12 protein-coding genes are annotated in these 13,198 nt (G+C 66.6%); 3 read left to right on the top strand and 9 right to left on the bottom strand.

Going from position 1 to position 13,198, the window contains the following annotated elements:
• Positions 1 to 123: 123 nt before the first annotated feature.
• Positions 124 to 2,067 (bottom strand): acetate--CoA ligase, encoded by a 1,944-nt coding sequence (gene acs / locus NJQ44_RS16160; RefSeq protein WP_254272360.1) that lies wholly within the window; start codon positions 2,065 to 2,067, stop codon positions 124 to 126.
• 148 nt (positions 2,068 to 2,215) lie between these two features.
• Here acs and NJQ44_RS16155 point away from each other — a divergent pair, with 148 nt between their 5' ends.
• From NJQ44_RS16155 to glmS, 3 genes are all read left to right on the top strand, one after another.
• Positions 2,216 to 3,076 (top strand): CheF family chemotaxis protein, encoded by an 861-nt coding sequence (locus tag NJQ44_RS16155; RefSeq protein WP_254272359.1) that lies wholly within the window; start codon positions 2,216 to 2,218, stop codon positions 3,074 to 3,076.
• 282 nt (positions 3,077 to 3,358) lie between these two features.
• The gene (glmU, locus tag NJQ44_RS16150) at positions 3,359 to 4,549 is read left to right on the top strand and encodes a bifunctional sugar-1-phosphate nucleotidylyltransferase/acetyltransferase (RefSeq protein WP_254272358.1); all 1,191 of its coding nucleotides are present in this window, start codon (positions 3,359 to 3,361) and stop codon (positions 4,547 to 4,549) included.
• Entirely contained in the window at positions 4,549 to 6,339 is a 1,791-nt protein-coding gene (glmS, locus tag NJQ44_RS16145) for a glutamine--fructose-6-phosphate transaminase (isomerizing) (RefSeq protein WP_254272357.1), read from the top strand. The genes glmU and glmS overlap by 1 nt, the downstream gene beginning before the upstream one ends.
• A gap of 18 nt (positions 6,340 to 6,357) precedes the next feature.
• Here the strand turns inward: glmS and NJQ44_RS16140 are convergent, their stop codons facing one another.
• The 8 genes from NJQ44_RS16140 to NJQ44_RS16105 all read right to left on the bottom strand — a co-directional run bounded on the left by NJQ44_RS16140 (position 6,358) and on the right by NJQ44_RS16105 (position 13,149).
• A complete protein-coding gene (locus NJQ44_RS16140; RefSeq protein WP_254272356.1) occupies positions 6,358 to 6,804 on the bottom strand; it encodes a hypothetical protein in 447 nt (148 codons plus the stop codon).
• Complete coding sequence (locus NJQ44_RS16135; RefSeq protein ID WP_254272355.1) at positions 6,801 to 7,592, bottom strand: DUF4330 family protein; 792 nt, start codon at positions 7,590 to 7,592, stop codon at positions 6,801 to 6,803. The genes NJQ44_RS16140 and NJQ44_RS16135 overlap by 4 nt, the downstream gene beginning before the upstream one ends.
• Positions 7,593 to 7,643: 51 nt before the next feature.
• Positions 7,644 to 9,089 carry a sugar transferase gene (locus NJQ44_RS16130; protein WP_254272354.1) on the bottom strand — a complete coding sequence of 482 codons (1,446 nt, stop codon included), beginning with the start codon at positions 9,087 to 9,089 and terminating at the stop codon, positions 7,644 to 7,646.
• Positions 9,090 to 9,166: 77 nt separating this feature from the next.
• On the bottom strand, positions 9,167 to 9,727 hold the full coding sequence (locus NJQ44_RS16125; RefSeq protein ID WP_254272353.1) for a metal-dependent hydrolase: 561 nt from the start codon (positions 9,725 to 9,727) through the stop codon (positions 9,167 to 9,169).
• Between the two features lie 316 nt (positions 9,728 to 10,043).
• Positions 10,044 to 10,271, bottom strand: a complete 228-nt coding sequence (locus NJQ44_RS16120; RefSeq protein ID WP_254272352.1) for a hypothetical protein — start codon at positions 10,269 to 10,271, stop codon at positions 10,044 to 10,046.
• Positions 10,272 to 10,274: 3 nt separating this feature from the next.
• The gene (locus NJQ44_RS16115; protein ID WP_348533064.1) at positions 10,275 to 12,533 is read right to left on the bottom strand and encodes a heavy metal translocating P-type ATPase; all 2,259 of its coding nucleotides are present in this window, start codon (positions 12,531 to 12,533) and stop codon (positions 10,275 to 10,277) included.
• A 5-nt stretch (positions 12,534 to 12,538) separates the two neighbouring features.
• Complete coding sequence (locus tag NJQ44_RS16110) at positions 12,539 to 12,895, bottom strand: SHOCT domain-containing protein (RefSeq protein ID WP_254272351.1); 357 nt, start codon at positions 12,893 to 12,895, stop codon at positions 12,539 to 12,541.
• Positions 12,896 to 12,951: 56 nt separating this feature from the next.
• Positions 12,952 to 13,149, bottom strand: a complete 198-nt coding sequence (locus NJQ44_RS16105) for a heavy-metal-associated domain-containing protein (RefSeq protein WP_254272350.1) — start codon at positions 13,147 to 13,149, stop codon at positions 12,952 to 12,954.
• Between the last annotated feature and the right edge of the window lie 49 nt (positions 13,150 to 13,198).

Raw genomic sequence — 13,198 nt, 5'->3', positions numbered from 1 at the left:
GCTTGCGAAATAACTCTATGGTTTGTTTGGTGGCCGAGTCGACGACTCTATCGGAGGCGGGTGCGAATCTACCCGCTATCGGTTCGGATTCTGTTTCGCTGTATTCGAACTATCCGAAACGCGCTACGAATCGGGGGTGGCCGACTGCAATTCCCCGACTATCTCGGGATTGCGGAGCGCGCTGATGTCGCCCAGCGGGTCGTCGTTGGCGACGGCGGCCAGCAGGCGGCGCATCACCTTCCCCGAGCGAGTCTTCGGGAGGTCCGGCGTGAACACCACCGCCTCGGGTTTCGCGACGCCGCCGATGGCGTCGGTCACCGCCTCCGCGATTCGCTCGCGCAGGTCGGCCTCGGTGTAGCCGTCTTCGGCGGAGACGTAGGCGTACAGGGCCGTCCCGGTCGTCTCGTGGTCCGCGCCGACGACGGCGGCCTCCGCGATACCGGTGACGCCCGTAATCGCGGACTCCAGCTCCATCGTGCTGAACCGCCGCCCCGCGACGTTGATGGCGTCGTCGACCCGGCCGAGGACGGTGATGTAGCCGTCGTCGTCTATCGTCGCGCCGTCCTCGGGGTAGTAGCGCCACTCCTCGCCGCGGGCCGCGGCCGCGCCCCAGTCCTCGCCGGTCCGAAGCGCGTCGGGCATCCCGGGCCACGGTCGCGTGACGACGAGTTCGCCCGCCTCGCCCTCGCTGACGCCCTCTCCAGCGGGGTCGACGACGCCCGTCTCGATGCCCGGTAGGGGCTTCCCGGCCGCGCCGGGTTTCATCCCGTCGACGCCCGGGAGCGTCGAGACGAGAATCGCGCCCGTCTCGGTCTGCCACCACGTGTCGACGACGGGACACTCGCCGCCGCCGATGTGTTCGCGGTACCACCGCCACGCTCGCTCGTCGATGGGTTCGCCGACGGTCCCCAACAGACGGAGGCTGGAGAGGTCGTGGCCCGCGGGGTGTTCCTCGCCCCACTTCATGAACGCCCGCACCGCCGTCGGCGCGGTGTAGAACACGTCGACGGCGTACCGCTCGACGAGTTCCCACAGGCGGTCCTTCTCGGGGTGGTCCGGCGTCCCGTTGTAGAGGACGGTGGTCGTCCCGAGCGACAGGGGGCCGTAGACGATGTAGGAGTGGCCCGTAATCCAGCCGATGTCGGCCGAACACCAGTACGTGTCGCCCGGTTTGATGTCCAACACCGACTGGGCGGTCCACGCGACGTGGGCGAGATAGCCGCCGGTGGTGTGGTCGACGGCCTTCGGTTCGCCCGTCGTCCCGGAGGTGTAGATGCGAAACAGGGTGTCGTCGGCCGCCCGGGGCACCGGGTCGACTTCCGCCCCGTCGTGGGTCGCCCGCAGCGCCTCGTAGTCGTAGTAGCCGTCGCCTAAGTGCACGTCCAGCCCCAGTCGCTCGACGACGACGACCGACACGTCTTGGTCGACGGCGATGCGGGCGTTGTCGGCTTTGTTCTTCTGTGCGACGGCGCTTCCGCGGCGATAGTAACCGTCGCAGGTCACGAGCAGTTCCGACCCCGTCCGCTCCATGCGTTCGGCCAACGCGTCCGCCGAGAAGCCCGCGAACACGACGTTGTGGACGACGCCCAGACGGACGCAGGCCAGCATCAGAATGGGGAGTTCGGGGACCATCGGGAGGTAGATGGTCACCACGTCGTCCGCCTCGACGCCGTGGTCTCGTAGCGCCGCCGCGACGGCGTTCACTTCGCGATAGAGTTCCCGGTAGGTGTAGGTCGTGGCGTCGCCGAGCGGTCCCTCCCAGATGAGCGCCAACTGGTTCTTGCGCTCGGGGAGGTGTCGGTCGATGCAGTTGTAGGATGCGTTCAACCGCCCGCCGGGGAACCACTCGAAGGGGGGCCGCTCGTCGCCGCGAAACACGGCGTCGTAGGGGTCGTCCCAGTCGAGTAACTCGCCCGCACGGTCCCAGCACTCGGGCCACTCGGCTTCGAAGGCGTCGTACACTGACGGGTCCGAGACGTTCGCTTGCTCGACGAACCACGCCGGTGGGTCGATGGCGGGCCGGTCGTCGATGGCCGTATCGCGCCCGGTTCCGTCGCCCATCGTCATTATTCGATGCTTCGACGGCGCGGTCATAAGCCTTGGCGCTAGGGAACCCGGCGCGACGGCGGTGCTGCCGTTCTCAGATGCGACATTCGCGGCGGAAGCTATATTCACTCCCCTCGATTACGAACGGACGAGAGGCCGGTTCCGGGGTATGAGCGACACGGAAAAGAAAATCGCCGACACGCAGGGTCAGTACTTACAGGCCGTCTCGCAGGGCCAACGGCTCACCGACGCCGAGTGGCGCAACTGTCGACTCATCCTCACCACCGAACGCATCGCCATTCTGGGCGATAGCGAGCGACAGGTCGCGCTCGACGAAATCGACCGCATCGCCGACCGCTTCGACGTGAACCAGCAGAGCGCTGGGGTCTCCGAGTACGTGGGCTTTCACGTCGACGGCGACGTGCTCCTCGTCTCGGCGTCGGACCACGCCGAGTTCGAGACGGACCTCTACCGCGCGAGCCTCGACGGCCACATCGTCCTCGTCCAACACCCCGCGCTGAAAGGCGGCGTCGTCCAGAACACGGAGTGGACGAAGGGTCGACTGAAAGTGACCGACGAGGCGCTCCGCCTCGCGCTGGCCGACGGGCAGGCAGTCGACATCGTCCGCGCGGACATCGGCGGCCTCACCGTGGACGAAAAGCAGGTTTCGGGGGCCGAGCGGGCGGTCATTCAGGTCGAACACAGCCAGGACGGCATCAGCGTCGAGACCCACCTCGCGGGCGAGGAGTTCCAGGCCACCGTCTTACGGACGATGCTCGAAGACAGCGCCGAGCAGAACCGCGCCGACCTCGACCTCTCCTCGACGGAGAAACGGGTCATCATGGCGCTTCACTCGGGCGTTTCGCCGTTCGACATCCCGAGATTCGTCGGCATCGACGTGGAGAAGGCCGAGGCGATTTTCGACCGCCTCATCGAACTCGACGTCATCAGCGTCGTCCGCGAACGGACCGAAGTGGCGTTGACGACGAAGGGACGGAAGGTTGCTGGAGACAGGATGGGAGAGCAATAGCGAGAGCCTGAACGAAGTGAAGGGTCTCGAAGCGAAACGGCGAACGAAGTGAGCCGTGGAGCAGTAGGTCACGCCGAGCGCAACGAGCGGTCGCCGATAGCGAACGGGGAGCGACAGCGACCCGTGAGAAATAGCGAGACACCGAGCGGAGCGAGAGGTCTCGAAACGACGGATTCCGAAGCGCTTCGAAACGGCCAATCCCGCGCAAGAATTGCCGCCCGCCTTACCTGCAAATCCCGTTAGTTGCGCCATATTCAAATCCCTCCTCGCAGTGATACGTGTATGAACATCGACACGGCTGTGGTCCTCGCCGCCGGTGAGGGGACCCGTCTTCGCCCGCTGACGCGGAATCGGCCCAAACCGATGCTGCCCGCCGGAAATCGTCCGATTCTGGAGCACGTCTTCGACGCGCTCGTCGATGCAGGCATCGATGAACTGGTGGTAGTCGTCGGCTACAAGCGCGACCGGGTACAGGATCACTTCGGGCCGACGTACCGCGACGTACCGATAACCTACGTCACGCAGGAGAAGCAACTGGGGAGCGGCCACGCGCTCTTACAGGCGAAAGATGCGGTCGACGGACCCGTTTTGGTGCTGAACGGCGACCGACTAATTGACGTCGGGACGGTCGAAGCCGTCGCGACGAGGCACGAGGAGACTGACGACCCGGCGCTCGCGGTCGTCGAGCGCCAAGACACCAGCCGATACGGAGCCGTCGAGGTACGCGACGGCATCATCTCGGACCTCGTGGAGAAGCCACGCGAGGGCGAGTATCGACTCATCAACGGCGGCGTCTACGCCTTCCCCGAGTCGATTTTCGACGCCATCGAGGAGACGCCCCGGCAGGCCGGGGAACTGGCGCTGACGGATACGCTCGCGGACCTCATCGAGCGTAACCACGTCCGCGGCGTCGAGGTCGACGGGATGTGGGTCGACGCCACCTACCCGTGGGACCTGCTGACCGTCGCGCGCGAGGTGTTGGCCCGTGGTCGGGTCGTCGAGGCCCGACGTGACGAGGGCGTCTGGATCGCCGACTCGGCCCGCGTGCACAACGAGGCAGTCGTCCAACCTCCTGTCGTGGTCGGGGCTGACTGCGAGGTGGGTCCCGACGCCGTCGTCGGCCCCGACACGGCCCTCGGGCGGAACGTCACCGTCGGCGCGAACTCCGTCGTCCAGTACAGCGTGGTCGACGCCGACACGCGGGTCGACCCCGGATCGACGCTGTTGGAGACGGTCACCGGGCAGGACGTTCACCTCGGTGCGAACACCGTCGTTCCCGCTGGCCCGGCCGACGTGCAGGTCGGGACGGAGATATTCGAGGACCAGCGACTCGGCGCGGTCATCGCGGACCGCGCCCGCACACGCGGCGGGGTGACGTTCACGCCGGGGTCGCTCGTCGGCCCGAACGCGCACCTCGACACCGGTGTGACGGTCGACGGAAACGTCGCCGAGGGCGCGGAGGTGACTCGCTGATGTGCGGCATCATCGGTTGTGTCGGCCGCGGGGACGAGACGCTCGACACGCTGGTCCACGGCCTCTCGAAACTGGAATACCGCGGGTACGACTCGGCGGGCGTCGCGATGGCGAGCGGCGGCGTCGACCTGTGTAAGACCGCCGGGAAAATCGAAGACCTGCGCGACGCGCTCTCGTCGGTGTCGCTGTCGGGCAGCGTCGGCATCGGCCACACGCGCTGGAGCACGCACGGCCCGCCGACGAACGCGAACGCCCACCCCCACCAGGACTGCACCGGCGACGTGGCTGTCGTCCACAACGGTATCATCGAGAACTACCAGTCGCTCCGCGACGAACTCGTCTCGGCCGGGCACACCTTCACGTCGGACACCGACACCGAAGTCGTCCCGCACCTTATCGAGGACGAACTCGCCGACGGCACGGCCCCCGAGGCAGCGGTCCGGTCGGCTATCTCCCGACTGGAAGGGAGTTACGCCATCGCCGCCGTCATCGCCGGGACGGAAGCGGTGTTCGCCGCCCGGCACGACTCGCCGCTCGTCCTCGGCCTGACCGAGGGCGCGACGTTCCTCGCGAGCGACGTGCCTGCGTTCCGCGATTTCACGGACCAAGTCATCTACTTAGACGACGGCGAGTTCGCGCGACTCGACGCCGACGGGTGGGCGGTCAGCACGCTCGACGGGTCGCCCGTCGAAAAGGAGGTGAACGTCGTCGAGTGGGACCCCGAGGAGACGGGTAAGAGCGGCTACGACCACTACATGCTCAAGGAGATTCACGAGCAACCCCGTGCGCTCCGGCAGTGTCTCCGCGGTCGCGTCGACGAGATGGCCGGGACCGTCGACATCGAGGACCTCGGCGACCTCTCACCGACGGGCGTCCAGTTCGTCGCCTGCGGTACCTCCTACCACGCCGCGCTCTACGGCGCGCAACTGTTCCGCGAGGCGGGCATCCCCGCCCAAGCGTTCCTCGCCAGCGAGTACGCAACAGCAGTCCCGCCCATCGGCGACGCACTCGTCGTCGGCGTCACGCAGAGCGGCGAGACCGCAGACACGCTGTCGGCGCTCCGCGAGGCGCGCAAGCGCGGCGCGCGCACGATGGCTGTCACCAACGTCGTCGGGTCGACGGCGGCCCGCGAGTGCGACCACGCGTTCTACATCCGGGCCGGTCCGGAAATCGGCGTCGCCGCCAGCAAGACGTTCTCGACGCAACTGGCCGCGCTGAACCTCCTCATGCTCGGGATGACCAACGAAGAGGGCGCGCGCGAGGTCATCGCCGCGCTCCGGGAACTCCCCGGGAACGTCCAGCGCATCCTCGACGAATCCAACGCCGAGGCCGTCGCGGAGACGTACCGCGACGCCGATTCGTACTTCTTCATCGGCCGGGGCTACCAGTTCCCCGTCGCCTTGGAGGGCGCGCTGAAGATGAAGGAGATCACGTACAAACACGCAGAGGGCTTCGCGTCGGGCGAACTCAAACACGGCCCGCTGGCGCTGGTCACCGAGAACACGCCGGTCTTCGCCGTCGTCACGGGCGACGGCGAACAGGCCAGAAAGACCGTCGGCAACGTCAAGGAGGTCGAGGCCCGGGACGCCCCGGTCGTCGCCATCACCGACGGCCAGAGCGACGTGGGCCGCTACGCCGACCACGTCCTCGAACTCCCCGAGACGCATCCGCGAGCGGCCGCCGTCTTGGCGAACACGCACCTGCAACTCCTCTCCTACCACACGGCCGCGCTCCTCGGTCGGAACATCGACAAGCCGCGGAATCTGGCGAAGAGCGTCACCGTCGAGTAGGGAACCGACCCGCGGCGACTATCTGTCGTCGTCGGGCGGTGTCAACAGTCGCTTCGCCAGCGCCCACACTCTGCTGTCCGCGACGACAGCATGCAACGGATGAGTGGCCTTCGCCCCACGACGTACGCTTGTGCACAGTGTCGAGGTTCGTGACACCCGGACGAGCGCCCGGTATCCCGGTTCGAAGAATCGAATTATCGGCCCGACAGTCCGCGTCCGTTCGAGGTCCACGACCACCGTCGCTGGTTCCGGTTCGGTGGTGAACCACTGAACGAACGCCGACCGAGCGGTGACGGCCGCCGCTCGGTCAGTCGTGTTCTCGATAGCGCCAACCGAGACGGATGTCTCGCTGGCACGCGTACCCAATCGGTAGAGCGAGCGCACGGCGCGCGGAACGGCTCTGAGCCACGAGCGGCGAAGCGCCGTGCGTACCGCTCCGTCCTCGGGGTCGGAGCCGTCAATCATCCCTGTGAAGTGTTGGCCGTCCCGACTCGCTGGAGACGACCCGCGAGGACGGCGTCGTCGGTGACGACGGCGATGCGGTTGTCGACGCGGAGCGCCCGTCCGCCGAACCACGGCGTCCCGCTTCGGTTCCACGCCGTGAGTTCGAGGGAGATTTCGCGCGTGCCGTCGTCGGTCGGTTCGTCGGCGATACGCTCGATGGTCGCGACGTGGTCGCCGCTGACACGCACGTCCGTTCCGGGTGCGACCGAGTCCGCGACGCTCTCGTTCACGGCGATAGTGACGCCGACGCGGGTGGTCGGGAGCGCCGTGTCCGTCTGGTCGATAGCGAGGATGTCGGCACGGGTTCGGTGTCCGTGGGTCATCACTTCCGTCTCGTCGCCACCGTACAACGGGCGCTGCTGGTCTCGGAGGAGGCCGTCGCCCCACACCCACTCGCCGGAGAGGTCGCCGGTGTACGCGACGCGGGCAACGAGGTAGGCCTCGCCGTCCGGCGTGACGCTCCGGGTAACGGCCACCACGTCCATCGGGTCGCCAGCGGGTGCGGCGTCGAGAGTATCACCCGTTTCGAGGCCCGTAGCGTCGCTCGGTAGTGGGACCGCATACGCGAAGGTCGCGTAGCGGGTTGGCTCGTCCGGGGAGGAATTATCGGGCCCGCCGAGAACGAGTCCCGCCCCGGCGAGAACGGCCGATAAGAGGACGGCCACGACCAGAGCGTCGACGACGTTGATGACACCGAACAGCCGGCCCTCGCCGTCGATGACGCGTCCAGGGCCGTCGGTATCGGTCATGACATATCCCTTTCAGTGTCGGCGTATGGCTGTTTCGCTTCCTCGAAACGACTAGCTTTCCACATCGGCGACTCGCCGACGAAGGTAGCCGACAGCGTCATTTCCCACCTGATACAGCTGTCTGACGACGATTTTCACGTCGAACGCGACGGATTGGTTGCGGATGTACTCGATGTCCAACTGGAGTTTCCGTTGCGGGTCGTGCCCGGTGACGCCGCGTATCTGCGCGAGGCCGGTCAGCCCCGGTTTGACGAACCAGCGACTGCGCCACTCCCGCAGGTCGGCTTCGATGTCGGCGTCGAGTTCCGGGCGTTCGGGTCGCGGGCCGACGACGCTCATGTCGCCCCGAAGGACGGCCATCAACTGCGGAATCTCGTCTAAGTGGGTGGTTCGGAGGAGGCGACCGATATTGGTCACCCGGGGGTCGACCTCGCCCGCGTCGGCCGCCGAGATGGTCGCGCCCGTCGCTCGCTCGGCGTCGGGAATCATCGTCCGGAACTTCGCGACGGTGAACGTCTCGCCGAGCGTCGCCGTCCGCTCCTGTCGGTAGAACACCGGACCGCCGTCGTTCAGTTTGACGGCCGCTGCGATTGCCGCGGCGAGGGGCGACAACAGGAGGAGGCCGACGCCCGCGAACAAGATGTCGAAGGCGCGTTTGAACACTCTGTCTTGTACGTCCCACGGGTCGAGGTCGATTTCGACCAGTCGGTCGCCGCCGATGCCCCGGGTCAGCACCGCGTCGGCGTGGTCGCGGTGAGCTTTCGCCGTCACGCCGTGTTCGTAGCAGACGGTCAGCGCACCGAAAAAGGCGGTCCGGTCGGGTTGGCCGAACGCCAACACCGCCGTCTCCACGTCGTACTCGACGAGGATGGTGTCCAGTTTCGGCAGGCCACCGAGGCAGGGGATGTCGTCCAGCGCTTCGACGCGACCCCCGTCGGTATACCCGAGAACGGCCCGTTCGTCGGCCCGCACCGCCGCCACGACGCTGGGAGCGACGTAGCCGAGCACGTCGTCTTCCACGTCGTCGAGGACGGTTGCGACCCGGTCGGGACTGTTGCCGACGACGACGGTCCGCCCGCCGGTCGTCGGCCGACGACGGATACCGACGAAGTACAGCGGTAACGCGACGACGACCACCGAACTCGCGACGAGGAGCGTGGCCCGCGGTAGCTGATAGGTGTAATCGAAGTAGCCGACCGTCGCCAGCGCGAGGACGGCGATGCCGGTCCGCTGGACGCCGAGCATCCACGTATCCAGCAATCGGCGCGGTTGTGGCTTATACAGCGGCGCGAACGCCAGCGTCACGACAGTCGCCGCGGTCAGTCCTTCGAACAGCAGTTCTCGTCCCGTCGCGGCCTCGATAGGGAGGTCACCGACGACGGGGAGCAACGTCACGAACTGCTGGACGGGTGGCGAGTAAGCGACGGCTACGGCGAGCATCGTCGCCAGCACCGCCCCGCCGACGCCAGCGAGACGGTAACGCCACCCACTTCTCATCGTTTACCTCTCTTTGGTCCCTAAAAATAAGTCCACCGGGCCGACTATCACGGTTGACAACGAGAGTTAGGAGAGCCCTACCCGTCGCTGGCAAGCCGCGTTGCGAACTCCTTTCCGGCCGCGTGGAGCGTCCAGAGGCCGGGTGCGCCGTCGACGACCCAGATGACCGTTGCCGCGACGAACAGCACTATCTCGAAGGTGACCGTCGAACTGAGGGTCAACTCCGCGAAGTGGGCGAGAAAGCTCTGTTCGACGTCTGCCTCCGGGACCGGTAACACCGGCCACAGCAGGTAGGACAGGTCGCCGTAGTTGCCTTCGAGAGCGGCGTACAGGCCGTCCGAGAGGACGTGCGAGACACTTCCGAAAAGGAAGGGGAACGTGAGGTCCTGCCGTCGATACCGATGGCCGACGTACCACAGGACCGCCGCGAGGACGGTCAGGGTCAGCAACGAGTGCGCCAGCGAGCGCCCGCCGGGCAACAGGCCCAGTGTCCACCCGAGCGGTTTGTCGACGAGGTCGGGAAACTGCGTCCCGAGTCCCAGCGCGATGACCGACGACCCGGCCGGTGTCCGTCCGTTCGACCGGACGAGGAGTGCGTACAGGAGGTATCCGACGGCGGCGTGTCCCCAGGGCCACATGGATCCGCGTATGTGAGGGGCGGTGTTGAGGGTAGCGCTTCGGGGCAGAGAAACTCGGCACCGAGATAGGAATTGGTGGCTCTGTTGAAACCCGCACTCGCTGATAGTCGGGGTCGTGCTGAATAGCGGGGGCGTCTCGGTCGTCACCGGCGCGTGTCGTGGCTGTGGCGTGCCATCTCACGCCTGCCTCGAAAGGCCCTCTGACACGTCGACGCCATCTGTTGGCAGCGGGTTCGCGGTCTGCTGCGTGTGTCTCCAGGGTTGGCGTTGGAAGATTGTCGGATACCACTGGGTGCCGACACCGGACGCCCAATGCTCACCCGAAATACACCGCCGCCAGATATCCGGCGACCGCAACGTCGTAGATTACACAGAACGGGACGTACCATCCGACAATCTCCGTGCCGAATCCTGTCTCGGGGTGGTGGAGCGTGTCCCAAACGGCGTGGCCGACGTAGCCGAGTATCCACAACGGGGGCCAGACCCACAGGCCGAGGATGGCCACGCTACAGAAGAACGCGATGCCGACGAACTCAGCCGCCACCACTCATCGCCGACCGGCGACTTCTGTCCCGTCCTGCAGTCGGATATCCGCCCGTCGCAGGAGCTGTGCGTTCACCGCTACGATGACCGTACTCGCAGACATCAAAACGGCGCCAAGCGCGGGCGAGAGAAGGATACCCACCGGGGCCAAGATACCCGCGGCCAGCGGCACTGCGAACACGTTGTAGCCAGCAGCCCACACGAGGTTTTCCTGCATCTTGCGGTAGCTCTGCTTGCTGAGACGTATGAGGGCTACCACGTCTCGCGGGTCATTCTCCACGAGGACGACGTCTGCGGACTCGACGGCCACGTCGGTACCGGAGCCGATAGCGATACCTACGTCCGAACGGGTCAGCGCTGGCGCGTCGTTCACGCCGTCGCCGACCATCGCCACCAGCTGCCCGGCGCGCTGGAGCTCGACGATCTTCTCGTCCTTGTCCTCGGGCAACACCTCGGCGAAGTACGTGTCGATACCGAGGTCCTCAGCTACCGCGCGAGCGACCGCCTCGGAGTCACCGGTCAGCATCGCCACCTCGATGTCCATCGCGTGAAGCGCATCGATGGCCTTTCGGCTCTCCTCGCGGACGACATCAGCGAGTGCCACGGCACCGACCACTCGTGTCTCGTGGACGAGGTAGACGACGCCGCGGCCGAGCGCTCCCATCTCCTCGGCGAACGACGTGATGGCCTTCTCCGGGTCGATGTCCAATTCACGTAGCAGGTTCGGGCCGCCGACGAACACCGTCTCCTCGGCCTTGCCCCCCTCAGCACCAAGGAGTGCAGAGTCTGTCTCGACCGTCGCGCGGACGCCGCGCCCCTCCAGCGCCTCGAATCCGTGCGCCTCCGGGACGGCGAGGTCGCGTTCCGCTGCATGGTCGCGGATGGCCGCCGCAATCATGTGTTCGGAGTCGCCCTCAGCAGCGGCCATCAGTCGCACCACGTCGTCCTCGCTCCAGTCTTCGGTCGTCGCCACCTCGACGACGCCCTGTTCGCCTTTCGTGAGTGTCCCGGTCTTATCGAAGACTACGATGTCGAGGTTTCGAGCCGCCTCCATGGCGATGCGGTCGCGGACGAGTATCCCGTTGCGGGCAGCCAGTGAGGTGTTGATCGCGACGACCAGCGGGACGGCCAGTCCGAGCGCGTGCGGACAGGCGATGACGAGGACGGCGACCACCCGTTCGACCACGGTGAGGCCGAAGCCGACGGCGACCGTCCACGCGACGGCGGTGACGACGGCCGCCCCGAGCGCCCCGTAGAACAGCCACCCGGCCGCGCGGTCGGCTAGCACTTGCGTCCGTGACCGACTCTGCTGTGCCTCCTCGACGAGGCGCATGATACCTGAGAGGGTCGTCTCCTCGCCGGTCGCAGTCACCCTCACCCGGAGACTCCCGCTCCGGTTGGTCGTCCCGCCGATAACCTCGTCACCCGATGTCTTCTCGACGGGTGCGGACTCGCCGGTGACCAGCGCCTCGTTGACCGTCGACTCCCCGTCTTCGACGACGCCGTCAGCGGGGACGTTCGCCCCCGGCCGGACGAGGACGAGGTCACCCGCAGCGAGGTCGGCGACCCCCACCTCCTCTGTATCGCCCGACTCGGTCACCCGTTCTGCGATGTCGGGCAGCAGGTCGGCCAGTTCGTCGAGTGCGCCCGAGGCTTGCCGGACGCTCCGCATCTCTATCCAGTGACCGAGCAGGAAGATAACGATGAGCGTGACCAGTTCCCAGAAGAACGGCTCACCGACGCCGAACACGACGACTGCAAGGCTGTAGACGAACGAGACGGTGATGGCCAGCGAGATGAGCAACATCATCCCCGGCTCGCGGTTACGTGCTTCTACAGCCCCCATCCGGAGGAACGGGACGCCGCCGTAGGCGAAGACGAGGACGCCGAAGACGAGGGCGATAAACTCGCTCCCGGGGAATTCGATGGCGGTGAATCCGAGCCATGACTGGAGAGACGGACTGTAGTAGAGGACGGGAATCGCCAGTACGAACGAGACGAGGAACCGGCGTCTGAACATCGCCTCGTGGCCGGAGTGGTCGACCATCGCGCCGTGGTCGTGGCCGCCACCATGGCCGTCGTCCCCGGGGGTACCCGCCGTGTGGTCGGCGTGTCCCGCATGCTCGTCGCTCTCCAGGTCGTCGGCGGCCGTGCGGTAGCAGTCACACACCCGACACCCGGGGCACGCTCGGTCTGTCGGCCGCTCGTGATGGGCGTGGTGGGCGTGTTCCGCGTCGGCGTGTGAGGCGCGGTCGTGAGCCATCGGCGTCACTCCGACTCGGTGAGCCGTTGCCGACGGCGCTCGAACTCCTCGTCCGAGAGGTCACCGCGAGCGTAGGCGAGGCGGAGTTCGTCGAGCGCAGGGTCTGCGGACTCGTCGACCGTCCCGCCGAGGACGCGGTAGAACAGGTAGCCGAGGCCGCCGAGAACGGCCAGCGGGACGAGCCACATCACCATCCATATCAACGACCCGCCTCCGGTACCCCACATCCCGGTGTCGGCCATGTGGCCCCAGCCCCACATCCCCATCATCGGCATCATCACCACCATCCCCAGTACCGGGAGGAGCAGGATGGCACCGAGGACGATCAATAGCGTGCTGGAGAGGGAATCATTCCATGTCATGGGTGGTCTCGTCGTGTCGTAGTAGTCGGTGTCCGATACGTCCAGCCGGGGGTGACTCAAGCCGAGGCCTCGTACCCAGCGTCCTCAACGGCAGCCGCGAGGGCCTTCGAATCGGCCTCACCTTCGACCGTCGCCGTCCCGGCGGTGCGGTCGACCGTGACGCGGGTCACCCCGGAGACGGCCTCGATGGCATCGGCGACTGTCTGCTCGCAGTGCCCGCAGGACATCCCGTCGACGGTGATGGTGGTCGGCATACTGGTGGATATACGGTCCAACGCACTTTCCCAGTTTCCCCTTCGAATC

Source organism: Haloarcula marina (genome assembly GCF_024218775.1).
In the GTDB taxonomy this organism is placed as follows: Archaea; Halobacteriota; Halobacteria; order Halobacteriales; family Haloarculaceae; genus Haloarcula; species Haloarcula marina.
This window is presented reverse-complemented; position numbering and strand designations above follow the sequence as displayed.

What these genes read in the sequence shown, in the direction of transcription:
- NJQ44_RS16140 (WP_254272356.1), bottom strand. Translation starts at nt 6,804, where the DNA reads ATGATTGACGGCTCCGACCCCGAGGACGGAGCGGTACGCACGGCGCTT.
- NJQ44_RS16135 (WP_254272355.1), bottom strand. Translation starts at nt 7,592, where the DNA reads ATGACCGATACCGACGGCCCTGGACGCGTCATCGACGGCGAGGGCCGG.
- acs (WP_254272360.1), bottom strand. Translation starts at nt 2,067, where the DNA reads ATGACGATGGGCGACGGAACCGGGCGCGATACGGCCATCGACGACCGG.
- glmU (WP_254272358.1), top strand. Translation starts at nt 3,359, where the DNA reads ATGAACATCGACACGGCTGTGGTCCTCGCCGCCGGTGAGGGGACCCGT.
- NJQ44_RS16155 (WP_254272359.1), top strand. Translation starts at nt 2,216, where the DNA reads ATGAGCGACACGGAAAAGAAAATCGCCGACACGCAGGGTCAGTACTTA.
- NJQ44_RS16110 (WP_254272351.1), bottom strand. Translation starts at nt 12,895, where the DNA reads ATGACATGGAATGATTCCCTCTCCAGCACGCTATTGATCGTCCTCGGT.
- NJQ44_RS16115 (WP_348533064.1), bottom strand. Translation starts at nt 12,533, where the DNA reads ATGGCTCACGACCGCGCCTCACACGCCGACGCGGAACACGCCCACCAC.
- NJQ44_RS16130 (WP_254272354.1), bottom strand. Translation starts at nt 9,089, where the DNA reads ATGAGAAGTGGGTGGCGTTACCGTCTCGCTGGCGTCGGCGGGGCGGTG.
- NJQ44_RS16105 (WP_254272350.1), bottom strand. Translation starts at nt 13,149, where the DNA reads ATGCCGACCACCATCACCGTCGACGGGATGTCCTGCGGGCACTGCGAG.
- glmS (WP_254272357.1), top strand. Translation starts at nt 4,549, where the DNA reads ATGTGCGGCATCATCGGTTGTGTCGGCCGCGGGGACGAGACGCTCGAC.
- NJQ44_RS16125 (WP_254272353.1), bottom strand. Translation starts at nt 9,727, where the DNA reads ATGTGGCCCTGGGGACACGCCGCCGTCGGATACCTCCTGTACGCACTC.